This is a genomic window from Candidatus Acetatifactor stercoripullorum, from assembly GCF_944382095.1.
Lineage (GTDB): Bacteria > Bacillota > Clostridia > Lachnospirales > Lachnospiraceae > Acetatifactor > Acetatifactor stercoripullorum.
In genome coordinates, this window is the sequence record NZ_CALWMU010000008.1 from 43437 (window position 1) to 66742 (window position 23306).

Here is a 23306-nt window from a genome sequence, read left to right on the forward strand (position 1 = left end):
AGAACGCTCATGAAATGTCCGTTTTGCAGTCATGATAACACCCGGGTGATTGATTCCAGGCCGGCAGAGGATAATAATTCCATACGCCGCAGACGTGTGTGCGATGAGTGCGGAAAGCGATTTACCACCTATGAAAAGGTAGAAACCATCCCGCTTATTATTATCAAAAAGGATAACAACAGGGAGACCTATGACCGTTCCAAGATTGAAGCAGGAGTGCTTCGCGCCTGCCACAAGAGACCGGTGAGCGCACAGGAGCTGACCAGACTTGTGGATGAGGTGGAAAACGAGATTTCCAATCTGGAGGAAAAGGAGATTCCAAGCCAGGTGATCGGGGAGCTTGTGATGAATAAGCTGAAGGATCTGGATGCGGTGGCTTACGTGCGGTTTGCCTCTGTGTACAGAGAGTTTAAGGATATCAACACCTTTATGGACGAATTAAAAAATGTTCTGAAATGAGAAATGCAAAAGGGCTCTGCCGCTGCACAAAGGGTGCAGGACAGGGCCCTAAGTGTGTTTTAAAAAGCGGTGGAGACATCCCAGATAAAGGAGACTCTGCAAAATCTGGCTTGCCAGTATGCCCCACAGATATCCTGTGATGCCAAAAACCGGTATGGCAAAAAACACAAAGGCAAGACGGACAAAGAGACAGATCACATTCATGACAAAAATTTTTCCGGCCTGGCCCAGCCCCTGAAGGATGCTGGAGAGGGTGGTGTCCAAGTACATAAAAGGGCAGATAAAGCCAAGAGTGGTAATAAAATGCCCCGCCAGGGGACTGCCAAAGAGTACATTGCCCGCCCATTTTCCAAACAGTCCAAAGCCGCACATGCAAAAAAGTCCCAGGAGGCAGCAGTATTTGATGGTGCGCAGAGCCGATTGGCGCACTGCCTGCAGATTTCCCAGCGCATAGCTTTCGGATATAAGAGGCAGAAGAAGCACAGCCACAGAGTTTGTCAGGGCGTTTGGAAAGAAAATAAGCGGCATGGCCATGCCTGTCAGAACGCCGTAGACGCTTAAGGCGGTGGAGGTGTCGTAGCCGTATGCCCGAAGCTTTGCGGGAATGGAAACGGACTCCACACTCTGTAAAAGATTGAGCACAATGCGGTTTGCGGTCAGAGGCAGCGCCATCCCAAGAATACTTTTGTAAATGGCGCCCACGGGGGCAGAGACAGAGCCGGCACGCTTTTGAAAGCAGCAGCAGTAAATAGAGACCACAGACACGATCATGGAGAAGAATTCTCCCACTGTGAGCCCCACAACCGCCACATTGATGGTGGGTGTCTTTCCCTGGGAAAGAACCAGGGCGGATACTGCGTACACACAGCCCACCCGGGTGAGCTGCTCCACAAGCTGGGAGAAGGCGGGCAGTCCCGCCTTTTTGATGCCGTAAAAATAACCGTTCACACAGGAATGTACGGCGGAAAGAGGCACGGAGAAGGCCAGAATCCGCAGCATGGGAGCGGTTCTTGGCTCTAAGAGCAGGCGGGCGGCGATAAAGTCGGAGAAAAAGAAGATAACGGCGCAGCATAAAAAGGACAGAGGCATGGAGATGCTCATGCCTGCCAGCATGGGCTTGAAGGAGGGGCTTTTTTCTTTGGCAGAACGCTCCGCCACAAATTTGGAGATGGCCGTCTGGTATCCCGCTGCAGTCAGGGAGAAGGAAAGGGAAAGAACGGGACTTAAAAGCTGATAGATGCCCATTCCCTCCTCTCCAAACAGTCTGGAGAGATAAATGCGGTAAAAAAAGCCGATGATCCGGCTGATCAGGCCTGTAATGGTAAGAATAAAGGTACCCATGATAAGAGGGTGTCTTTTGCCTTGCTTCATATAACACCAAAGAAAAGCTTTTCCTCATTATAATTTCATTGTCATTATATGCCGCCCGGACAGTTGACAGAACTGATTGGCCGATGCTATATTAATTTTGAATTTGCGGGAAACGGTGAGATTTTATGATATATTTGGACAATGCGGCTGCCACCAGACTGGCGCCGGAGGCTCTTGAGGCTATGCTGCCTTTTTTTACAGAAAATTATGGAAATCCGGGAAGTATATACTCCATGGGCACTGCCGCTAAGCGGGCGATAAGTGATGCAAGGGAAAGCATCGCAGAGAGTATGGGAGCCAGGGCGGATGAGATTTATTTTACCTCGGGAGGCACGGAGGCGGATAACTGGGCCATAAAAGGGGCGGCAAAGGCCCTGGCCGGCAGAGGACGCCACATCGTGACCACAAGGATAGAGCATCCTGCGGTGCTTAACACCTGCAGGGCCCTGGAAGAGAGCGGCTTTGAGGTTACCTATCTGGATGTGGACCGGTATGGGATGGTAAAAATACAGGATGTGCAGGAAGCCTTGCGGCCGGACACTATTTTGATCAGCGTTATGTTTGCAAATAATGAGATCGGCACCCTGGAGCCCATTGCAGAGATCGGCGCTCTGGCCGGGGAGAAGGGGATTTTGTTCCACACAGACGCGGTGCAGGCATATGGCCAGGTGCCGGTGCAGGTACAGGAGCTGGGAATCGATTTGATGAGTGTAAGTGCGCACAAGCTCAACGGACCCAAAGGCGTTGGATGCCTTTACATCAAAAGAGGCTCCAGGCTTCGTTCCTTTGTGCACGGAGGAGGGCAGGAAAGAAACAGCCGGGCAGGAACAGAAAATGTCCCAGGGATTGTGGGCTTTGCTGCGGCGGCAAAAAGAGCGGTCAGGATCATGGAGGAAAAGACCGCGAAAGAAACTGCTTTGCGGGATTATCTGACGGAGAGACTGCTGACGGAAATACCGGGCAGCAGGCTGAACGGGCACCCAAAGCTGCGGCTTCCGGGCAATGTAAATATATCCTTTCCGGGAATAGAGGGAGAATCCCTGCTTATTATGCTGGATATGCAGGGAATCTGCGCTTCCTCAGGCTCGGCCTGCTCTTCGGGCGCCATTGACCCTTCCCATGTGCTGCTGGCCATTGGACTGAGCGAGAAGGAGGCAAGGGGGGCCCTGCGTCTTACTTTGTCTGAGGAGAACACAAAGGAGGAGCTGGACGCGGCTGTGGAGAAGGTGAAAGAATGCGTTTTCAGGCTCCAGGAAATGAGAAAACCAGGAGATTCTTTTTTGCAGTAACTAAGGAAGGAAACAGGGAGTTTGAAAAGAACGGTAGTCCAAAAAGCGTTTCATAGTGTGTTTTTTATCTTGGCTGGAAGCATAGTGGGCCTCTTGGCTCTTCTTCTTGTATTCTGCCTTCCGCTGGAGCCCATGAGGCTTCATGTCTGGCAGTCTTTGTATCTTTTGGAGGATGAATTTGGAGATTCAGAGATGATTTCCGGCTACCCGGCCACGCTTACAGGGAATTTTACGGATTGCCTGATGCTGGAAAACGCTGTTTATCAAAATGAGGAGCATTCTCTTTTGGAGCAGGTTTTGTATATGTACCGCAAAGAAAGCGGGCAGGGGGACGGCTGGGCGGCAGGAGACTCCCTGGTGGATTATCTTGAGGGTGTACAGCAGCCAAGAGAGGTGGAATATGCAAGATACTGGCATGGATATCTTGTGGTACTAAAGCCCCTTCTTGCGGTTACTACGCTGGGCTCCATCCGGATTGGAGCCTCTGCACTGCAGCTTGCCCTGGCGGGGTTTGTCTGTCTGGAATGCGCGGCTCGAAAAAGAAAAATGCTGGGGGCGGCTTTCCTGCTGTCCCTGCCGTTTTTGTATTATGTGACCTTGTATACTTCTCTGTCCCTGAGTATTTGTTATTATATCATGTGCGGGGCGGTGCTTGTGCAGCTTGGGCTTCACAAAAAAATGGAAAGCAGGGGCTGGTATTGGGAATTTTTCCTGCTTTTGGGAATGGCCACAGCTTATTTTGACTTTTTGACTTATCCGCTGGTGACTTTAGGCTTTCCCCTGTGCGTTTTTCTATATCTGAGCAGCGATAAGCCGAAGGCGGCTTTTGTGAAAGCACTTGCTTTTATTTTGTCTTGGATGATTGGATACGGGGGATTTTGGGCAATGAAATGGGTGATGACAGATCTGCTTGTGGGAGGGAATGTGATCCTGGATGGCTGGAACACTTTGCTTGCCAGAACGGAGACTGCGCAAGACCAGAATATCCTGTCAGGATTCTTGTCCGTTCTTAAGCAGAATCTGAGCGTTTACGATAATTGGGGATTTTATCTGCCTGCTGTGGGGATAGCGCTTTGGCTGTTTGGCCTGCTTGCAGGATGCCGCAAGGGTTTTAGGATGGACAGTGTAAAATATATGCTGCCCTTTCTTCTCCCGGCCCTTCTGCCTTTTATATGGATATTTTTTACCCAGAATCATTCCGGGCAGCATTGGATTTATACCTGTAAAATATTTGCGGTCAGCGTCTTTGCCCTGATCTGTGCTTTTGGAAAAGGAATTGAAAATTATGTCAGAACTGATTAAGGATATCAAATATTTCTGGAGCAGAAAATGCTTTGCCATAGGGATTCCCCTGATGATGGCCTTAAGCTATTGCACCTTGCTTCTCAATCCTACGGTGGGTATCGACGATACCGCCTTTAAGGTTTACTTTGTGGATGGTGTTTCACCTGCCACCGGGCGGTGGTGCCTGTATCTGATCAATAAGCTGCTTCCCCTGGATTATAATCCTTATTTTGTGGAGGCACTGGGGCTTGTTTTTTTCTGCCTGTCCGTGACCCTCTGGTGCGTGGTTTTTTATCGGATTCTGGGAGAGAGATTATCTGTGTGGGCCTATACCATAGCTGCAGCGGCCATGCTTTCCAGCCCCATGATCAGCGAGGTGGCGGTATGGTATCTGCAAAACGGCCTGTTTCTGGGCTATGGGGCCTGTGCGGCAGCGGTGCTTATGGGGATGGAGAGCCTGCGCGCCGGGGGCAGGCTTTCTTTCAAAAAGCGTTTTTTCCGGATTTTTCTGTGCGCAGTTTTTGCCGCTGTGGCTGCGGGCTTTTATGAGTCCTTCATGCTTGTATTTTTGATGGGAATGGTGATGGCCTTTTGGCTGGTTCGTGTGACGGACTGCAGGGAGTACGAAAAAAAGCCCCTTTCGTGGATTTTAAATGTGCTTGGAGCGTGCGTTTTGGGGATGCTTTTGCGGGCGGCGGTGACTGGTTTTCTTACGGCGGCATTTCACCTGGAGGAGCAGAAGCATGTGCTGGAGGACAGAGGGCTTTCGGAGATTTTGGAGGGAATTCTCTCCTGGTTTTCACCCCAGGGAAGGGAGGAGCTCGTCTATGTGCTGAAGGATTTCTTTGTGAAATACTATCTGAACGCGGTGGTATACCTTCCCGTGATGGTTTTGGTGCTCTCAGTGCTTGTGGTGCTGTTTTTTTCCATACGGTATGCGGCAGGAAAACGGGACGGCTGGGTTCTGGCGGCGGGAGCGGGCATTATACTGCTTCCCTGGGTGCTTCCGGTGATGGAGAGAGTGGCCACCTATTACCGCTCCAGCCAATATGTGCCCCTGATCACGGCGTTTGCGGTTCTGCTCATTGCCTGGGAGATCAGAAATGTAAAGCGCCTGCCTGTGCGGGCGGCGGCCTCTTTGGCAGCCTTTGTGCTTCTGTATCGTCAGAGCTATGAGATGAATCAATGGTTTTATGTGGATGCCATGAAATATGAGGACACAAAGCGCACCATGGAAAACGTGGCTCTTTATCTGCAGGCAAACTGCGACACCTCAAAGCCGGTCTGTGTGATCGGCAGCTATCAGACGCCAGAGAGCCTGATCAGCCAGGCCTACTGTCCTGAGTGGTCGAAAAAATACACGTTGATAAAATTTTTAGTGGAGGGGCTCTCCCCGGAGCTTTTTGAAACATACAATTCCCCGGAGGGCTATGCTTTTGCGGAGACACCAAGGCTTTCCTTTATCAACTGGGGCGCCACGGCCTTTTACGGCTTTGACAGAGAGCTGATTTCCTTTTGGTCCATGCACGGCTTTTCCTTTACGGAGGACGGCAATCTGGAGCACTATGCCCAGGCCAGGGAGCTGATGCAGGATGGACCCGCCTGGCCCAAAGAGGGTTCCGTGGTGGAGCTTGAGGAGTATATTGTGGTGAATTTCGGAAATGTGGAAACGGGTGAGTAAAGAAGCATGGATCAATATAAAATCTTGGTGGTGGAGGACGATGCAGTGATTGCCGGTTCCATGAAGCTGCATCTGGAAAAATGGGGCTATCAGGTGGCGTGTGTGGAGGATTTTTGCAATGTGCTTTCGCAGTTTGCTGCGTTTTCTCCTCATCTGGTGCTTTTGGATATTGTGCTGCCCTTTTTTAACGGGCATTACTGGTGCGGTCAGATCCGTCAGATTTCTCAGGTGCCCATTATCTTTGTGTCTTCTGCCGGGGACAACATGAACATTGTCATGGCGGTGAATATGGGCGGAGACGATTTTCTTACAAAGCCCTTTGATTTAGAGGTGCTTTCCGCCAAAGTGCAGGCCCTGCTGCGAAGGACCTATGCCTTCCGGGGCCCTACCAGCGTGCTGGAATACCGGGGCATTGTGCTGGATTTGGCGGACGCCTCCCTAAAGGTGGGGGAAAGAAAGATGGAGCTGACAAAAAATGAGTTTAAAATCCTGCAGCTTTTGTTTGAAAATATCGGTAGGATCGTATCCAGAGAGGAGCTGATGGAGCGTCTCTGGGACAGCGAGTGCTTTGTGGATGACAACACGCTGACGGTAAACATGGCCAGACTGCGCAAAAAGCTGGAGGGCGCAGGGGCAGAGCATCTTATTTCCACAAAGAAAGGAATCGGTTATCTGTGCGGCAGCGCTGGGGATTCTACGGTTTCCTGAGGCATGAAAGAAAAGCATGGAGAAAGGCATGGAGGCAATGGAAAAAAGAAAAAAAGCAGGAGGAGAAAGCAGTCTGGGACTGTGGCTTGATTTTGTATGGGAATGCAAAGGAGCGCTTTTACTGTATGGCCTCACAGTGTTTCTGTTTATGGCGGTGGGAGCCCTTTACAGAATGGAACAGGTGTCGAGACTGCTGTATGCAATTCCCCTTTCTGCTTTTTTCTGGCTGGCCGCCGGCTTTTTTGCGGGGAAAAGGTATGTGGCAAAGAGGAGAGAGCTCTTGCTTGCGGGGGAAAATCTGGAACAGCTTGGGACGGTGGAGTGGAACCCGGATTTGTGGCGGGAGAAAAGAAAACCCTTAGAAGGCGCTTATGAGGGGTTGATTGAAGCGATGGAGGAATTAAGAAAACGTAAACAGTCTTTGGAGGAGGAGGCCCAGACTGCGAGGGGCGATTATTATCTTATGTGGGCCCATCAGATCAAGACCCCCATTGCGGCCATGAAGCTTTTGTTAGGAGGGGAGACAATCGGCTCCAGAGAAAGATTTTTGTTAAAGGAGGAGCTTTTCAAAACGGAGCAGTATGTGGAGATGGTGCTTCACTATCAGAGGCTGGAGAGCATGGGGCAGGATTTGGTCCTACAGGAGTGTGATCTTTACACCTTGTTAAAGCAGGCAGTGAAAAAGTATGCCGTGCTTTTTATCAACAAGGGAGTCCGCCTGCAGCTTTCGGAGATGAGGCTGTCTGTTCTGACGGACGAAAAATGGCTTGGCTTCTGCATCGAACAGATTCTGTCAAACAGCATCAAATATACGGCTCCGGCTACGGGCTGCATCTCCATTTATCTGTGGGAGCAGGAACCCCATACGCTGGTGGTGGAGGACAACGGCATCGGAATCAGGCCCGAGGACCTGCCCCGGATTTTTGAGAGAGGCTTTACGGGCTATAACGGACGCATGGACAAAAAATCTACAGGGATAGGCTTATATCTTTGCAGGCAGATTTTAGACCGGCTGGGAAATCAGATCAGGGTAGAGAGCAGGGAAAATCAGGGCACGAGAGTGTATCTGTCCCTTTATCAGACAAAAGAGAATAAGGATTGATGCCTTATGTGACAAAAATGTAAGGTTTAACAGGGAAATGTAAGACAGCCTTATGGCAGCGCATTTCCTTTTTCTGTATCATTATTTCAAACGGTACCTCTGGGCGTCGTTTTCATTCATTTAGATTCGGGAAAAGAGGAGTGTGTTTATGGCGTTATTGGAAGTGAAAAATGTAAAAAAGATTTATACCCAGCGTCTGGGAGGCAGCAAGGTACAGGCTCTTTTTGACGTGACCTTTTCAGTGGAGCAGGGGGAATATGTGGCTATTATGGGAGAGTCGGGATCGGGAAAAACCACGCTGCTCAATATTATGGCCTCTCTGGATAAGCCTACCGGCGGCCAGGTGATTTTAGCGGGAAAGAATATGGCGGATATTAAGCCAAAGGAGCTGTGCGCCTTCAGACGGGATAACCTGGGCTTTGTGTTTCAGGATTTTAATCTGCTGGATACCCTGTCTCTTCGGGACAATATTTTTCTGCCTCTGGTGCTGGCGGGCGTAAGCTATCAGGTGATGGAAGAAAGACTGCTTCCGCTGGCCCGCAGGCTTTATATTCAGGACATTTTGGACAAATATCCCTATGAGGTATCGGGAGGACAGAAGCAGAGAGCGGCAGTGGCCCGGGCGTTGATTACAAGGCCCCAGATCATTCTTGCGGATGAGCCTACCGGGGCGCTGGACTCCAAGGCCTCGGACAGGCTGTTGCGCATCTTTGGGGATGTGAACAGAGACGGCCAGACCATCCTTATGGTGACCCACAGCATTCAGGCGGCCAGCCGGGCGGGAAGAGTGCTTTTTATCAAGGATGGCTGTGTGTTTAATCAGATTTACAGAGGAAACCTGAAGGATGAGGAAATGTACCGCAAGATTTCAGATACTTTGACGGTGCTGCAGACCGGAAAGGAAGGAGGGGTTTCTCATGAATAAGAGAGGTCTGATTCCCCGTATGGCCCTTCAAAGCATCCGCAAAAACAGCGCTTCCTATCTGCCCTATATAGGCGTGTGCATTTTTGCCATGTTCACATACTTTGTGTTTGACCTGATTTTAAACAATGATGTTATGTCCACCATACCCAGGGCAGGCTATGCGCTGATGCTGATGAGCATAGGCTTCTGGCTGCTTGGGATGATCATGGTGCCTTTCCTGTATTATACCAACAGCTTTTTAATCAAGCGAAGAAAGAAGGAGCTGGGTCTTTACAGTATCCTTGGAATGGAAAAAAAGCATATCGGGATGCTGCTCTTTGTGGAGACGGCGGTGATCTATGTGGTAGTGGTTTTTTCGGCCATCCTTTTGGGACTTTTGTTTTCCAGACTTTTGTTTTTGCTGCTCTTAAACCTGGCAAAGCTTCCCGTCCAGGCAGATTTTTCCTTTAGTCTGAAAGCGCTCTCAGATACTTTGGTGTTTTTTGGAATTGTATCCGCAATCAACCTGACAGCTAATCTGTTTCAGGTAGGCAGGGCAAATCCCATTGATTTGATGGGAGAGTCCAGAAAAGGGGAAAAGGAGCCTAAGTTTATCTGGCTTTGGAGCCTTTTGGGCGTGCTTGCATTGGGAACGGGTTATCGCATTGCAATACAGGCCAAGCTTAATTCCATGATTTTTACAGACTTTTTCCTGGCAATTTTTCTGGTGGTGGCGGGAACCCATTTTCTCTTTACCTCCGGCAGTATTGTTCTTTTGAGATTTTTAAAGAGGAGAAAGAAATTTTACTATCGGGCGGACAATTTTGTCACTGTGTCCGGTATGCTGTATCGTATGAAAAAGAGCGCTGCCAGCCTGGTGAATATTTGTATTTTTTCAACCATGGTGATCATCACAGTAGTCTGCACGGTTTCTTTGTATCTGGGGATACCGGGAATACAAAGCTTCAGCTATCCCTTTGACGTGGAGATTAACTTTATGGAGGCCTCCTTTACGGACAGGGAGGGGTGGCTTCAAAATACAGGCAGACTGGCCGGGGAGCATCAGGTTTCCCTTGAGGAGAGCCAATATTATTCCTATGTGGAGTGCCCGGTGGAAAGAAGGGGAAACACTTTTGTGACAAGAAGTGAAAGCACCCAGTTCGAGGATATGTATCAGGTAAAGCTGATGACAGTCTCTGAGTTTAATCGCCTGGAGGGAAGGGACGATACCCTGAATCCGGGGGAAGTGCTTTTGTTTTCCAGCGGATCGGATTTCGCCGGGAAAGAGGAGGTTTTGGAAAAGAGCGCAGCCGTAAGCTTTATGGACGCCTCCTTTGTGATCAAGGAAGAGCTTTCGGAATGTAAGGTTGCGCCAAAGGCAGAGGATAATAATTTTGGCGGCGAGTTTGTGATTGTGGTAAAAGATTGGGAAACCCTCTCCCAGATTGCGGCCTGCTATGGTGTGGACGCCGCCTCCGCCTCGTCTTTTAAAATGCAGCTTACGCCCAAGGGAGAGGAGCAGAATATAGAAGCCTTTGTGGAAGCCCTTTACCAGGCGGCTTCTTCCACCCCCGGCTTTGCCTCTTTTGATGATTTCAGGGAACGGATGCTGGAGCAGGAATCCATGTACGGGGGATTATTGTTTATCGGTATCTTTTTTTCCGCTATCTTTTTGATCTGCCTGCTGGTGATACTGTACTATAAACAGGTTACGGAGGGCTTTGAGGATCAGAGCAGCTTTGAGATCATGCAGAAAGTGGGCATGAGCGATAAAGAGGTAAAGGGCACCATTCAAAAGCAGATTCTGCTGGTATTCTTCCTGCCCCTGGCGGGGGCCTTCTGCCATACCGCGGCGGGAACCAACATGGTGATCAAGCTGCTGGGGGCGCTGAATCTCTTTGCCCCAAGGCTGATTGTCTTAAGCGCCCTTTGTGTGAGCGGGATATTTGCATTGCTCTATATTCTCTGTTATCGGTGGACAGCCAGAACCTATTACAAAATTGTGCGCTGGAGATAAGACATTCCCATTGTTGACAAATACGCCCGGTCATGTAAAATTCTATATAGATTTTATGGCTTTGGCCTGCAGAAAGGAAATAGGGCAATGGGACAAAGGGTAGTTGTGGGAATGTCAGGAGGGGTGGATTCCTCCGTGGCGGCGTATCTGTTAAAAAAACAGGGATATGATGTGATCGGCGTAACCATGCAGATCTGGCAGAATGAAGAGAATGCAGGAGAGGGCAGCTGCTGCGGACTTTCTGCGGTGGACGACGCTGCAAGAGTGGCCCAGAAACTGGATATCCCTTATTATGTAATGAATTTCAAGCAGGAATTTAAGCGCTGTGTGGTAGACTATTTTGTGGAGGAATATTTGAAGGGACACACGCCCAATCCCTGTATCGCCTGCAACCGCTATGTGAAATGGGAGGCCCTGCTGGAACGGAGCCTGGCCATCGGGGCGGATTATATCGCCACCGGACATTATGCCAGAATCCAAAAGCTGCCAAACGGCAGATATGCAGTGAGAAATTCCGTCACTGCAGCAAAGGATCAGACCTATGCGCTGTATGGCCTGACCCAAAAGCAGCTTGCCAGGACCCTGATGCCTGTGGGGGAATACACCAAGGAGCAGATCAGAGAGATCGCAGGAAAGGCGGGGCTGCCGGTGGCCCATAAGCCGGACAGTCAGGAAATCTGTTTTGTGCCGGACAACGATTACGCATCCTTTATTGACCGTGAGGCTGCGGAAAGAGTGCCAGGGCCGGGAAACTTTGTCACAAAGGAAGGCGAGGTTTTGGGAAGGCACAAGGGAATTACCCATTACACTGTGGGACAGAGAAGGGGGCTTGGGCTTCCCATGGGAAAGAGAGTTTTTGTGACCAAAATCCATCCGGAAACCAACGAGGTGGTGGTGGGAGGCAATGATGCGCTTTTTACCACAAAGGTTTTCTGTGACAGGGTAAACTATATGTCGGTGCCAGACCTTTTGGAACCAAAAAGGGTTTTGGCAAAAATACGGTATAACCACAAGGGAGAATTCTGCACCATAGAAAAAAAGGAGGATGGGAGGGTGCTCTGCACCTTTGAACAGCCGGTGCGGGCCGCAGCTCCCGGCCAGGCCCTGGTGTTTTATGACGGGGAATATGTGCTGGGGGGCGGTACTATTATAGGAGTATAAATTGCTTATAAAATTCATGAAAAACAAACAAAATAAACAGAAAATAAAATAAAGAAAACAAATAAGATTGCAAAGAGAGAAAAATTTTAAAAAAAATCAGAAAAAACTATTGACAGATTCCTAAAAGTGTAATACTATAGAATCACAGAAAGGCAATCGAAATTGTCTTTCCAAAGCAAAAGTAAGATAATGATCCGGAAACAATATCTTACCAGCTAAAAAAAGAGGTCAGACATTTACCATAATCCGGATAGGTGAAAGCATTCAAATGAGGGTTTTTCAAATCCAATTTACCTGGGTGACTTCACAAGTGAAAGACAAAAGGAGGATTTTTACAAGGACAAAAGAGCACAGAAACGAGGAATATTCAAAAAATTTGCAGGAATAAAGCTCATGAAAATGAGAGGGATTCCGGCAGAAGAAAAAGAATAAAGAATCGAGAAAGTGACAAAGGACTTGTAAAAAGAATCAAAATGAAATTCACTGCAGGTGAGGAAAACAAGTAAAAGAGAAAGAAAAACAAAAATCATCTGAATGAAAAAACCGAAAGAAAAATGTCAGAGAAGTGTCGCAGAATAATTGAGATTCAAAGCTGAAATAAAGCAGAGAAAATCAATTAGGAAGCGGCACTTCTTTTGTTATAGCCCTGGAACTTTGCAAAACAAAAAGACAACAGTCCAGACGCATACGCAGCATATTTCAACACAGACACGCTTTCGCTCCGCGCTGACCGCAACGGTACGTAAGGCTGCAAAGAACGCGGCCTAAGTACCGGCGGTCAGCCAGGGTCTGTTTATGAAATATGCTGCGTAGACGATCCAGACTGTTGCATTTCTGCTCTGCAAAGCCCCCAGAACCGTAACAAAAGGATGCAGGAGGCATATGATAGAAGGAAGGAGTATTTTGAGGGAAAAAGGCTATGGATTTTCGTTTTAACGGCATGAGACCCTATAGAAGAAACAGCTTTGCCTCCGTCACGGGAATGATTGTGGATATGACCCCGGCGCAGATGGGAAACCGCCGCACAAATGGCTGCATGATATTCACCACTGTGGAGGATGCGGACGGCAATACGGTAAATTTTATCATCACCCCCTCCACTTATGTGGTGGACTTTGAAACCCTTTCCGTGGGTATGACCTGCACCTTTTACTATAGGACGGACGCTCCTGTTCCCCTTATTTATCCGCCCCAGTATAACGCTGTGGCAGCGGCCCGGGAGAAAACCGGACGGATGGTAAGCGTGGGGTATTTTAACACCGCTCTGGTGAATGAGGATCAGACGCTGCAGCTGAACATGGACGGAACGGTACAGCTTAGAACCACAAATAACCAGTATTATCAGGGAAGTCCTGCCAATCACAATCTGGTTGTGATCTATGATACCTCAACCAGAAGCATTCCGGCCCAGACCACTCCCAGACAGGTGGTAGTACTGTGCGATTAGCAGGATGCAGCCGGGAAAACAGTGTTTCCCTTTTGCACAATACTGTGGTACAATGGGAACAGTAAAAAAGTAAAAAAGCGTGACAAAAGGGAAGGTTTTTGATATGGCCGGGGAGGAAAAAAAGGAAAGACCCAGGTATCAGCTGCGCCAGGCGGCAGGCTGCTTTTGGATATTGGATATGCAGCAGGAGGGAGTGCCCTTTCACAGACCGGTTGTGGTAAACGAAGCCGGCGCTGAAATCTGGAGGCTGTCTGCCCAGGGGAAGAGCCAGGAAGAAATTGCCGTACTGCTCAGTGAAAGATACAAAGAGGATGTGGAAAAGGTGAGACGGGATGTGAAACAATTTCAGGAAACGCTTCGGGAGTGCGGTATTGTTACACCAAAGGAAAGCGGCTGGGTCAGGAGTGACGAAGGATGAATGTATTGCTGATTGGGGGAGCCGGAGGCCTGATGAACCATTTGATTCTTAAGATGAAAAAGGAAGGGCACCGTGTTTATCTGCTTACAGGGAGCCGTCTGGAAGAGACATCCTATCAAAAGGTATTTGAGAAATATAATTTTTCCTATGAAAGCGCCAGCCTGCCGGAAATTTTTGAGAGCATTCAGCCGGACCTTACTATTTTTGCGGGAGCCTGTGACACCAATTTCACCTGGAAGAAGGAGGAGACAGAGGCCGTGAGATATATGGCAGCCCTGACAAATATTCTCATGGGGTATGTGTCCCGGGGCAGCGGAAGATTTGTGTATATTTCCTCAGATGAGGTGTACGGCGGTGATTATCCGGAGGATATTACGGAGCAGGCTCCTCCCTCTTCCCAGAGGATGAAGGGCATGATATTGGCCCAGGGGGAGGAAATGTGTGAAAGCTGCCAGAAAAGTACGGGCAGAGATATTTTGATCCTTCGGCTGGATCATTTGTATGTGATTCCAAGAAACCGCAGGGAAATCAGGGATATCTGCAGCAGAATGTGTCTGGAGGCCTTAGAGCAGGGGCACATTCTGGTTCCGGAGAATGACAGCTTTTCCCTTTTGTATGTGACGGATGCCGTTGAGCTTATTTACCGGGCGGCAGTGTCCAGGGAACATAAAAGGGTGCTTTACAACATATCCTCTCAGACGGAGATATCCCGCATGGAGCTGGCTGGAATGATTCAAAGGGCAATGGGAGAGGATGGCACTGCAGTCATCCCGAAGGAGGGAGAAAAGAGGCGGGCTGTGCTGTCCCAGGCTTTGTATGAAAGCGAATTCGGAAGCTCCTTTTTCTGCGAGGTATCTGTGATTGTAGAAAAGACGGCGGCGCAGATGAAGAAAAATAGCTATCTGTTCCTCACAGAAGCCCAGAGGAAGCCGCCCCTTTTGGAACGAATGAAGGAAAAAGGGGGGAGCCTGTTAAAAACACTGCTTCCCTTTGTGGAAAATCTGATCGCGTTTATTCCCTTTTTTATGCTGAACAACCGGGCGGTGGGCAGCGGATATTTTTCCAGTCTGGACTTTTATCTGCTGTATGTGCTTTTGTTTGCCATTGTTTATGGGCAGCAGCAGGCCATGCTTTCTGTGGTGCTTGCGGTGGCGGGCTATTGCTTCAGGCAGATGTATGACCGTTCCGGCTTTGATGTTTTGATCGATACAAATACCTACGCCTGGATTGCCCAGCTTTTTATTCTGGGACTGACGGTGGGGTATATGCGGGACCAGATTCTGAGACTGAAGGAGGAGAGTGAGCAGGAGAAGGACTTTCTTACGCTTCAGCTTACGGATATTCAGGACATCAACAGCAGCAATGTGCGTGTGAAGGACGCGCTGGAGACGCAGATTGTAAACCAGAGCGACAGCGTGGGGAAAATTTACAGTATCACCTCTGCCCTGGAGCATTACAGTCCGGAGGAGGTGCTGTTTTATGCGGCGGAGATGCTGGGCAGGCTTTTAAAAAGCCGGGACGTGGCCATCTATACGGTGTCAAACAAGGTCTATGCCCGTCTGTTTTCCGCCACATCAAAAAAAGCGCGTATGCTGGGCTATTCCATACAGTATACCCAGATGGGAGAGCTGTATGAAACCCTGGCGGCGGGAAAAGTGTTTATCAACCGTAAGATGGACGAGCGTTATCCGCTGATGGCCAGCGCCATCTGTGAAAATGATGAGATGCAGATGATTCTTATGGTGTGGGATATTCCCTGGGAACGCATGACCCTTGGACAGGCCAACCAGCTTGTGGTGATCAGCGCCCTGATACAAAACGCAGTGCTTCGGGCAGGCAGATATCTGGCGGCTTTGGAACATCAGCGGTATGTGGATGGAACGCCGCTTCTTGGAACGGATGCCTTTACGGCGTTGGTGCAGGCCTATGTGAAGGCCCAAAAGAGAGGGCTTACGGAATGCACGCTGTTAAAGATAGAATCCGGGGTGAAGGATCAAAAGGAGACGGCTCTGCTGATTGCTGGAAGCCTTCGCCAGTCGGATTATGTGGGAACCATGCCGGACGGCAGCTTATATGTGCTGCTGTCAAACACAAACAGGGAGAACGCCCAGTTTGTGATCAAAAGATTTGAGGGGCTGGGACTTAGGCTTTGTATCGCTGAGGAGGCAAAGGCATGAGCAGAGAAATGATTGCTTTGACGGCGGTGCTTGGAGTGAATCTTCTCATTGTCGTCCTTTATCTGGTCTGGAATTACACCAGGAAAAAGGGGAGGCGCAAGGGCTGTCTGCTGCGGGCGGGAGTGATGCTTTTATGCCCGGTGGCGGGCCCCGTCTTTTTTCTGCTTTCCAATCTTTTCTTTGTTTTTTTCTTTTCTGAGCCGGTAGATCTGGAGGATGTTATTTTCAGTAAGGAGCGGGTGCGGACCTTTGTCCATGCGGAGGAGGAAAGAGAGCGCAATATGGTTCCCCTGGAAGAGGCCATAGAAATCACGGACAAGGAGGAGCTGAGAAACCTGATGTTTAATGTGGTGCGGGGAGATATCAGAAAGTCCCTTTCTTCCATTGCGCTGGCGTTAAACAGCGAGGATTCGGAGACGGCCCACTATGCGGCAAGCGTCCTGCAGGATGCGCTGAATGATTTCCGCTTTCATGTGCAGAAGCAGTACAAGGCCATTTTAGAGGGGGATGAAAATCGGCTCGTATATGCGGAAATGCTTGTAGATTACATGAACGAGGTTCTGGAGCAGAGAGTATTTACGGATATGGAGCAGAAAAGCTTTGCGGACATTCTGAATCAGGTCTGCGAGATCATTTATAAGGAAAAGCGGGAGCAGATGACAAGCGCTATGTATGAGGCGGTGAGTCTGAGGCTTTTGGAAATCCAGGATTACGACGGCTGCGCCAAGTGGTGCGAAAGGGCGGAATATCAATATCCCAATACCCTGGCAACCTACACCTGCCAGCTTAAGCTTTATTTCAGCAGCGGGCAGAAAAGAAAATTTTTTGCAGTGGTGGAGGAATTGAAAAAGTCGCCTGTGGTGATCGACAGCGAGACCCTTGAACTGATCAGGGTGTTTTCCTGATGTTGGGAGCGGAAAATGATATCCTACAGAAAATTTTTCAGCATATGCCTTATGATGGCGGTGCTGTTCTTTATGTTTCAGTTTTTACAGCTTTATAAGGAAATGGGAAATGAATACAGCACCAATCAATACATGGAGGGAGAACGTCTGTCGGGAGAGGGGCGCTGGCAGGCGAAGGAAGGGGAAGGAGAATATGTATTGTTTGTGGGAAAGGAAGGAAGCGACGCTCAGAGAGTGGCCTCCCAATGGTGTTTGTACACGAAGCGCAGGCTTACTCTGTGTCCAGCACTTGATGAAAAGCTTCTGGAAGAGGGGGAATTGCCCAGGCTTGTGCTGCTTGAAGGGAATGGGACGGATTTCGGGACGCAGACAGAGCAGATTGCGGAAATGGCCCGAAAGGGGGTGCCCATTGTATTCTTAAACCTGCCCTCCTTTTCTGTGATAGAGGAAAATGCCGGGCTTAGAGAGCTTCTTGGCATTGAAAGGGCACAAGAGGAGGAGGTTAAGCTTTCGGGCGTGCAGCTGTTTTCCGGCTTTTTGCTGGGAGGAGAAAGCCTTTACGCAGCCCAGAATGAAGAGGAAGAGAAAAAGCAGGACCTTGCGCTTTCCGTTCCCTGGTATGTCACAGGAAAGGGTACAAAGACCTATATGCGGGGAGTCATTGAGGAGGAGGGGGTGGACAGGGAGGAATATCCGGCCCTTATCTGGAGAAACACCTTTGAAGGAGCCTTTATCTTTGCGGTAAACGGAGACTATATGTCCGATGTTACGGGACTGGGTCTTTTGAGCGCCATTGAATATGAGGCAAGCTCTGTCACACTGTACCCGGTGGTCAATGCCCAAAATGTGACCGTAACAGGTTATCCCGGCTTTGCGGAGGAAAACGCAGAGGTGATGGAGACGCTCTACAGCAGGAGGTCCTCCTCGCTGCAGCAGGATATCATATGGCCGGGGATGTCAGCTTTGTTTCGCAGAAGCGGCCTGAAGGGAACCTTTTTTCTGATGCCTCAGTATGATTATGGGGACGGACAGGAGCCGGAGACGGAAAGCTATGCTTTTTACCTGCAGCAGATGAAGGAGATAGATGGGGAGGCGGGAAAGACGCTGGAGCATGGAGAGGGGATCACTCTGGAGGAAAAGCAAAAGAGGGACAGTGCATTTTGGGAGAAGGTTGAGAATGGGTATCAGTTTGGCGCCTATTATACGGGAGAGGGAATCCCTGAGGAACTGCAAAGGCTGGCAGAGGCAGACGCCCTGGAGGATGCGGTAACCCTTGCGTATACCGCAGGGGAGGAAGCGGATTTTCTCCTTCCTCCGGTGGCTTATTACAGTGACGATCTGACAGCTCAGAGGATAACCGTAAACGGGGCGCAGGACACCTATTCCCAGAGCCTGCGGCACAAAAGCCTGATGACGGCGCTGGGGTATTCCAATCTGTTGATTGATATGCAGTCTGTTTTGTGGCCGGATTCCGAAGAGGACCGCTGGGAGAATTTTTATGAAGAGATTTCCGGAAGCTTAAACAGATACAGCCTTCAGGGCTTTTCCGCAACCACCCTGTCGGAGAGCGATGAACGGGTGAGATGCTTTTTAAACCTTTCTTATGCCTGGGAGCGGACGGAGGATGTGATTGTGCTGGAAACCGGACAGGAGGCAGATAAGGCATGGTTTTTATTACGCACCCATGGTGAGGAAATCACAGAGATTTCGGGAGCCGATTATCAAAAGCTGGAGGAGGATGCTTTTCTGATTCAAATGCTGTCTGACAGAGCCAGGATTGAGCTGGGAAAATCAAAGGAGGAGCTTTCTTTTGGTTTATGAGAGCAGAAAGCGCAAGGAGCGGGCAATGAAAATTTGTATGATTGCAGAGGGCTGTTACCCTTATGTGGTAGGCGGCGTGTCCAGCTGGATACACAGCATGATAAAGGCATTTCCCCAGGTGGAGTTTGTGCTCTTAAGCATTGTGGGAAGCCGTTCCCAAAGGGGCAGATTTGTATATGAACTGCCGGAAAACCTCACTGCGGTTTATGAGGCCTATCTGGAGGACTACGACTGGGGCAGGAAGGCTAAGCGGGGAAAGCGCACCAGGCTGAATGAGAAGGAATATAACGCTCTTCGGAGCATTATTTCCAATGAGGATGTCGACTGGGACACGGTATTTGAAATGTTTCAGAAGGAAAAGTTTTCCATTGACGATCTTTTGATGGGGGCGGATTTTCTGGAGATCGTAAAGGAATATTACAGGCAGAGATATCCTTATATTGTATTTTCGGATTTCCTGTGGACCATGCGGTCTATTTATATGCCTTTGTTTTTGATTCTCCAGACCAGACTTCCCAAGGCGGATATCTATCACTGCGCCTCCACGGGCTATGCAGGGGTGCTGGGAAGCATGGCCAAGCATTTTTATCGAAGCGGGCTTCTGATTTCCGAGCACGGCATATATACCAGAGAGCGGGAGGAGGAGCTGCTAAAGGCATCTTGGGTAGCTGGAATTTACAAAAATATCTGGATTGACCAGTTTCGGAAAATGTCCGCGCTGGCCTATGAGCGTGCGGATAGGGTGACAAGCCTTTACGAGCATGCCAGGCAGCTGCAGATCGGGCTTGGCTGTCCTGAGGAGAAAACGGCGGTAACGCCCAACGGCATTGACTTAAAGCGGTTTGAGAAGCTGCCTTGCAAAAAGGAGGAGGATGAGGACTTTGTGAACATCGGAGCTGTGCTGAGAGTGGCTCCCATCAAGGATGTGAAAACCATGATCAGGGCCTTTGCCTTTGCAAAGGAGAAGAAGGAAAATCTCAGGCTTTGGATTATGGGCCCCCTGGACGAGGACAAGGAGTATGCGGAGGAATGCTTTGCATTGGTTGAGGCTCTGGGGGCGGCGGATATTATTTTTACGGGAAGAGTGGATGTAAGGGAATATCTGGGAAGGATGGATTTTACGCTTCTTACAAGCATCAGCGAGGGACAGCCTCTGACCATTCTGGAGTCCTTTGCGGCGAAAAAGCCTGTGATTGCCACAGACGTGGGATGCTGCAGGGAATTGATTTATGGAGACGGAGATGGATACGGCACTGCGGGGATTCTCACCCATATTATGAATACGGCGGAGATAGCCGCGGCCATATGCGAGCTGGCAGAGGAAAAGGCACTCTGCGCCCATATGGGGGAGTGTGGGTATCTAAGAGTAAAAAACAGATACAGACAGGAACAGATGGAAGAGGCCTATGAAGAAATCTATGAGAGAATCGGCTGGGATTATGGAAAACTATGGCCCGAGGAGGATGCGTCATGGCTGGAATCGGAATCAGACTAAATAAAATCTTTGGAAAAGGAACCATAACCACCAACCTGATAGGGTTTGGCTACAGCACCATGTTTACCATAGCTCCCATGTTTCTGGTGATCGGGGCGGTGGCGCTGATGCAGGCGCTGCTTGGATATTCCAGGGTGGGCTATGCCGAAAGAGAGCTTTATTCCTGTACGGTTCTCTATATTTTCATATTCGCCCTGCTGGCGGCGGCGCCCTTTAACTCTGTGCTTTCCAAATATTTGTCGGACGTCATATATAATGAGACCTATGAGGACATACGTCCCTGCTTTTTTCTGGGGCTTTGGCTGAATATGCTTCTGGCGGCCTTAGCCGGGATTCCCTTCTGCGTCAGATGGTATCTGGCAGGGGGAAGTGACCTTTCCTATGTGTTTGCAGGATATTGCGGCTATATTTCCCTGGTGCTGGTGTTTTATTCCATGCTTTATCTGTCTATCTGCAAGGATTATAAGAAGATATCTATTTTTTATCTCCTTGGAATGACCCTGACGGTGCTTTTGTCCCTGTTTTTTGTTTATGTGCTGGGCATGGAGGTCACTTTTTCCATGCTGCTTGCGCTGGATGGGGGATTTCTGCTGATTGCCTCCCTGGAGCTTGCGCTGGTAAAGAGCTATTTTCGGGTAAACAGCGGCAGATACCGGGAGGTTTTGGCGTATTTTAGGAAGTATCCCCAGCTGGTGGCTGCAAACTTTTTGTATACCCTGGGGCTTTTTATCCATAATTTTGTGTTTTGGAATACGGATATGCGTATTGAAGTGGCGGGGAGCTTTGTGTGCATGACATCCTATGACATGGCTTCCTGCCTTGCCATGTTTACAAATATTTCTGCCAGTGTTATATTTATTTCCAGAGTGGAAATGCGTTATCATGAGCGCTATAAAGCGTATTCGGAGGCGGTGATCGGCGGCCGGGGCATTGACATCCAAAATGCCAAAAAGAGAATGTTCCGTCAGCTTTCCGACGAGCTTATGAATCTGGCCCGTATTCAGTTTATTATTTCATGCGCTATTTTTTTCGTCTGCATTGTTCTGCTCCCCAGGCTGGGGATAGGAGGGCAGGTGATGCGTATTTATCCGTGTCTGGCGGCAGGATATTTCATTTTGTTTTTAATGTACGCTGCTATCATTTTTCTGTATTACTTTAATGATTTGAAGGGAGCGGTGCTTACGGCGGCGAGCTTTTGCGGGATCACGTTTCTTGGCAGCTTGTTTTCCTCGCAGCTGTCGGCTCCCTGGTACGGGCTGGGGCTTGTGGCCGGAGCCTTTACGGGCTTTTGCGCAGCGTATCACAGACTCAGGGTGATGGAGAGGACGCTGGATATCCATGTATTCTGCCAGGGAAGCATTATGAAGGCGGGACATGGGAGGAAACTCTCTAATTTGGTTTATGGCGGTCCCACTCCCAAAATGGAGACAAAATTGGAGAAAAAAAGAGGAAGGTAAGGTAAACTTATGGAAGTGGGAAATGTTTTGCGCATTATTATCATCATCACCGGGGTGGTGCTGCTTTGCATCACGGTTTCATCGCTGGCAAAAAGGAGGATGACGGAACCCTTCTGCCTTACCTGGGGACTTATCAGCATCATCATAATTCTGGCGGGGGTTTTGCTGCGCCCGGTGATTTTGAATCGATATATCTCTACAACGGGCATGGCACTGGTTCTGCTTTTGGGCTTCTGCGCAATTTACGGCGCGTACATTATGAGCGCCCGGGTTTCTGAGCTGATGCGCAGAAATCTGGAGCTGGCCATGCAGGTATCTTTGCTCAATCAGGAAAACGAAGTGATCAAAAAGCGTCTTGAGGAGCTGGCGGAAGAGATGGGGCAGAAGCCGCTATGAAAAGGATATTGATTGTGATCAACACGCTGGGGATGGCAGGGGCGGAGACGGCTCTTTTAGAGCTTGTCCGCCATATAAATCCCAGGGAATACCAAACGGATTTGTATGTGCTGCTGGGACAGGGGGAGCTGGTGCACAGGCTGCCGGAACATATAAGGCTGCTTAACAGACGCTACAGTGACTGCTCGGTGCTTTCCAGAGAGGGGAAAAAGCTTCTTTTTTCCAATACGCTCCGGGCGCTTGCTGCAAGGGGAAACCTGTTTTTTCTGCTGCCATATCTTGCAGGAAATTTTTGGGAGATGGCGGGAAAAAAAAGAATTCTGCCGGATAAGCTGATGTGGAGGGCATTGTCTGACGGCGCAGAGCGTTTTGACAGGGTTTATGATCTGGCTGTGGCCTTTTTGGAGGGCGGCGCCTCCTACTATGTGGCGGATCATGTGAAGGCCAAAAAAAAGGCCGCGTTTATTCATGTGGATTACACAAGGGCCGGGTATACCAGAAGGCTTGACAGAGACTGTTATCTGAAATTTGACAGAATATTTACGGTTTCGGATGAGGTGAGAAAGGCGTTTTTAAAGGTGTATCCCCAATGCAGGGAAAAGACGGAAATTTTCCACAATCTTGTGGACAGGGAGGGCATATTGAAAAAGGCGCAGCTTCCTGGGGGATTTTCCGATTCCTTTCAGGGACTCAGGATTCTCACCGTGGGCAGGCTGACGGCCCAGAAGGCTCTGGAGGTGTCGGTGGAGGCTATGGCGCTTCTGAAAAAAAGCGGCGAAAATGTGCGATGGTATGTGCTGGGGGAGGGAGATGAGAGGCGCTTTTTGGAGGGGAAAATCAGGCAGCTTGGCCTGGAGAGGGATTTTCTGCTCCTGGGCGCAGTCCCCAATCCCTATCCCTATCTGCGGCAGGCAGATATCTATGTACACGCCAGCCGCTATGAGGGAAAGAGTATTGCCATACAGGAGGCCCAGATTCTGGGGAAGCCCATTTTGGTGTCGGACTGCAGTGGAAACAGAGAGCAGGTAGAACCCATGGAGGACGGGATGATGTGCAGCCTGACGCCGGAGGGCATCCGTGACGGGGTACAGGCCCTTATTCATGATGGGGATTTGCGAAAGAGGCTTGGCCTTGCTGCGGCGGCAAGAAGCTTTGGGGACGCATCGGAGCTGGAAAAGCTGTTTTGCCTTTTGGCTTAAAACTTGAGGGGGGAA

Annotated in this window: 19 protein-coding genes; 18 read left to right on the forward strand and 1 reads right to left on the reverse strand. The window is 49.5% G+C overall.

Going from position 1 to position 23306, the window contains the following annotated elements:
• Positions 1–9 precede the first annotated feature (9 nt).
• Positions 10–459: a transcriptional regulator NrdR gene (nrdR, locus tag SHK35_RS03810; protein ID WP_318702566.1), complete on the forward strand. Its 450-nt coding sequence runs from the start codon at positions 10–12 to the stop codon at positions 457–459.
• Positions 460–507: 48 nt separating this feature from the next.
• Here the strand turns inward: nrdR and SHK35_RS03815 are convergent, their stop codons facing one another.
• Positions 508–1800 carry a putative polysaccharide biosynthesis protein gene (locus SHK35_RS03815; protein WP_318708658.1) on the reverse strand — a complete coding sequence of 431 codons (1293 nt, stop codon included), beginning with the start codon at positions 1798–1800 and terminating at the stop codon, positions 508–510.
• A gap of 155 nt (positions 1801–1955) precedes the next feature.
• Here SHK35_RS03815 and nifS point away from each other — a divergent pair, with 155 nt between their 5' ends.
• From nifS to SHK35_RS03900, 17 genes are all read left to right on the forward strand, one after another.
• The gene (nifS, locus tag SHK35_RS03820) at positions 1956–3119 is read left to right on the forward strand and encodes a cysteine desulfurase NifS (RefSeq protein ID WP_318702563.1); all 1164 of its coding nucleotides are present in this window, start codon (positions 1956–1958) and stop codon (positions 3117–3119) included.
• A 21-nt stretch (positions 3120–3140) separates the two neighbouring features.
• Entirely contained in the window at positions 3141–4421 is a 1281-nt protein-coding gene (locus tag SHK35_RS03825; protein WP_318708660.1) for a hypothetical protein, read from the forward strand.
• A complete protein-coding gene (locus SHK35_RS03830; RefSeq protein WP_318708662.1) occupies positions 4405–6084 on the forward strand; it encodes a glucosyltransferase domain-containing protein in 1680 nt (559 codons plus the stop codon). Before SHK35_RS03825 ends, SHK35_RS03830 begins: the two co-directional genes overlap by 17 nt.
• Positions 6085–6090: 6 nt before the next feature.
• On the forward strand, positions 6091–6792 hold the full coding sequence (locus SHK35_RS03835) for a response regulator transcription factor (protein ID WP_318702558.1): 702 nt from the start codon (positions 6091–6093) through the stop codon (positions 6790–6792).
• 28 nt (positions 6793–6820) lie between these two features.
• Positions 6821–7894, forward strand: a complete 1074-nt coding sequence (locus tag SHK35_RS03840) for a sensor histidine kinase (RefSeq protein ID WP_318708663.1) — start codon at positions 6821–6823, stop codon at positions 7892–7894.
• A 148-nt stretch (positions 7895–8042) separates the two neighbouring features.
• On the forward strand, positions 8043–8819 hold the full coding sequence (locus tag SHK35_RS03845) for an ABC transporter ATP-binding protein (RefSeq protein ID WP_318702556.1): 777 nt from the start codon (positions 8043–8045) through the stop codon (positions 8817–8819).
• The gene (locus SHK35_RS03850; RefSeq protein WP_318708664.1) at positions 8812–10815 is read left to right on the forward strand and encodes an FtsX-like permease family protein; all 2004 of its coding nucleotides are present in this window, start codon (positions 8812–8814) and stop codon (positions 10813–10815) included. Before SHK35_RS03845 ends, SHK35_RS03850 begins: the two co-directional genes overlap by 8 nt.
• An 87-nt stretch (positions 10816–10902) precedes the next feature.
• On the forward strand, positions 10903–11976 hold the full coding sequence (gene mnmA / locus SHK35_RS03855; protein WP_318708666.1) for a tRNA 2-thiouridine(34) synthase MnmA: 1074 nt from the start codon (positions 10903–10905) through the stop codon (positions 11974–11976).
• A gap of 919 nt (positions 11977–12895) precedes the next feature.
• Complete coding sequence (locus tag SHK35_RS03860; RefSeq protein ID WP_318708668.1) at positions 12896–13423, forward strand: hypothetical protein; 528 nt, start codon at positions 12896–12898, stop codon at positions 13421–13423.
• A 103-nt stretch (positions 13424–13526) separates the two neighbouring features.
• Entirely contained in the window at positions 13527–13841 is a 315-nt protein-coding gene (locus SHK35_RS03865; protein ID WP_318702551.1) for a PqqD family protein, read from the forward strand.
• Positions 13838–16018: an NAD-dependent epimerase/dehydratase family protein gene (locus tag SHK35_RS03870; RefSeq protein WP_318708670.1), complete on the forward strand. Its 2181-nt coding sequence runs from the start codon at positions 13838–13840 to the stop codon at positions 16016–16018. The genes SHK35_RS03865 and SHK35_RS03870 overlap by 4 nt, the downstream gene beginning before the upstream one ends.
• On the forward strand, positions 16015–16923 hold the full coding sequence (locus SHK35_RS03875) for a hypothetical protein (RefSeq protein WP_318708672.1): 909 nt from the start codon (positions 16015–16017) through the stop codon (positions 16921–16923). The genes SHK35_RS03870 and SHK35_RS03875 overlap by 4 nt, the downstream gene beginning before the upstream one ends.
• A gap of 15 nt (positions 16924–16938) precedes the next feature.
• Positions 16939–18744 (forward strand): DUF2194 domain-containing protein, encoded by a 1806-nt coding sequence (locus SHK35_RS03880; RefSeq protein ID WP_318708673.1) that lies wholly within the window; start codon positions 16939–16941, stop codon positions 18742–18744.
• 25 nt (positions 18745–18769) lie between these two features.
• Complete coding sequence (gene pelF / locus SHK35_RS03885) at positions 18770–20239, forward strand: GT4 family glycosyltransferase PelF (RefSeq protein WP_318708675.1); 1470 nt, start codon at positions 18770–18772, stop codon at positions 20237–20239.
• Positions 20215–21696: an exopolysaccharide Pel transporter PelG gene (pelG, locus tag SHK35_RS03890; RefSeq protein ID WP_318708677.1), complete on the forward strand. Its 1482-nt coding sequence runs from the start codon at positions 20215–20217 to the stop codon at positions 21694–21696. The genes pelF and pelG overlap by 25 nt, the downstream gene beginning before the upstream one ends.
• Positions 21697–21705: 9 nt before the next feature.
• On the forward strand, positions 21706–22092 hold the full coding sequence (locus SHK35_RS03895; protein ID WP_318702544.1) for a DUF2304 domain-containing protein: 387 nt from the start codon (positions 21706–21708) through the stop codon (positions 22090–22092).
• Positions 22089–23291, forward strand: a complete 1203-nt coding sequence (locus SHK35_RS03900; RefSeq protein ID WP_318708678.1) for a glycosyltransferase — start codon at positions 22089–22091, stop codon at positions 23289–23291. Before SHK35_RS03895 ends, SHK35_RS03900 begins: the two co-directional genes overlap by 4 nt.
• Positions 23292–23306 lie beyond the last annotated feature (15 nt).

Excerpts from the sequence above, each read along its gene's own strand:
- mnmA (WP_318708666.1), top strand. The coding sequence starts at position 10,903 with ATGGGACAAAGGGTAGTTGTGGGAATGTCAGGAGGGGTGGATTCCTCC.
- pelG (WP_318708677.1), top strand. The coding sequence starts at position 20,215 with ATGGCTGGAATCGGAATCAGACTAAATAAAATCTTTGGAAAAGGAACC.
- SHK35_RS03895 (WP_318702544.1), top strand. The coding sequence starts at position 21,706 with ATGGAAGTGGGAAATGTTTTGCGCATTATTATCATCATCACCGGGGTG.
- SHK35_RS03835 (WP_318702558.1), top strand. The coding sequence starts at position 6,091 with ATGGATCAATATAAAATCTTGGTGGTGGAGGACGATGCAGTGATTGCC.
- SHK35_RS03840 (WP_318708663.1), top strand. The coding sequence starts at position 6,821 with ATGGAGGCAATGGAAAAAAGAAAAAAAGCAGGAGGAGAAAGCAGTCTG.
- SHK35_RS03815 (WP_318708658.1), bottom strand. The coding sequence starts at position 1,800 with ATGGGTACCTTTATTCTTACCATTACAGGCCTGATCAGCCGGATCATC.
- SHK35_RS03860 (WP_318708668.1), top strand. The coding sequence starts at position 12,896 with ATGGATTTTCGTTTTAACGGCATGAGACCCTATAGAAGAAACAGCTTT.
- SHK35_RS03865 (WP_318702551.1), top strand. The coding sequence starts at position 13,527 with ATGGCCGGGGAGGAAAAAAAGGAAAGACCCAGGTATCAGCTGCGCCAG.
- SHK35_RS03870 (WP_318708670.1), top strand. The coding sequence starts at position 13,838 with ATGAATGTATTGCTGATTGGGGGAGCCGGAGGCCTGATGAACCATTTG.
- SHK35_RS03875 (WP_318708672.1), top strand. The coding sequence starts at position 16,015 with ATGAGCAGAGAAATGATTGCTTTGACGGCGGTGCTTGGAGTGAATCTT.
- SHK35_RS03850 (WP_318708664.1), top strand. The coding sequence starts at position 8,812 with ATGAATAAGAGAGGTCTGATTCCCCGTATGGCCCTTCAAAGCATCCGC.
- SHK35_RS03845 (WP_318702556.1), top strand. The coding sequence starts at position 8,043 with ATGGCGTTATTGGAAGTGAAAAATGTAAAAAAGATTTATACCCAGCGT.
- SHK35_RS03830 (WP_318708662.1), top strand. The coding sequence starts at position 4,405 with ATGTCAGAACTGATTAAGGATATCAAATATTTCTGGAGCAGAAAATGC.
- nrdR (WP_318702566.1), top strand. The coding sequence starts at position 10 with ATGAAATGTCCGTTTTGCAGTCATGATAACACCCGGGTGATTGATTCC.
- pelF (WP_318708675.1), top strand. The coding sequence starts at position 18,770 with ATGAAAATTTGTATGATTGCAGAGGGCTGTTACCCTTATGTGGTAGGC.
- nifS (WP_318702563.1), top strand. The coding sequence starts at position 1,956 with ATGATATATTTGGACAATGCGGCTGCCACCAGACTGGCGCCGGAGGCT.
- SHK35_RS03900 (WP_318708678.1), top strand. The coding sequence starts at position 22,089 with ATGAAAAGGATATTGATTGTGATCAACACGCTGGGGATGGCAGGGGCG.
- SHK35_RS03880 (WP_318708673.1), top strand. The coding sequence starts at position 16,939 with ATGATATCCTACAGAAAATTTTTCAGCATATGCCTTATGATGGCGGTG.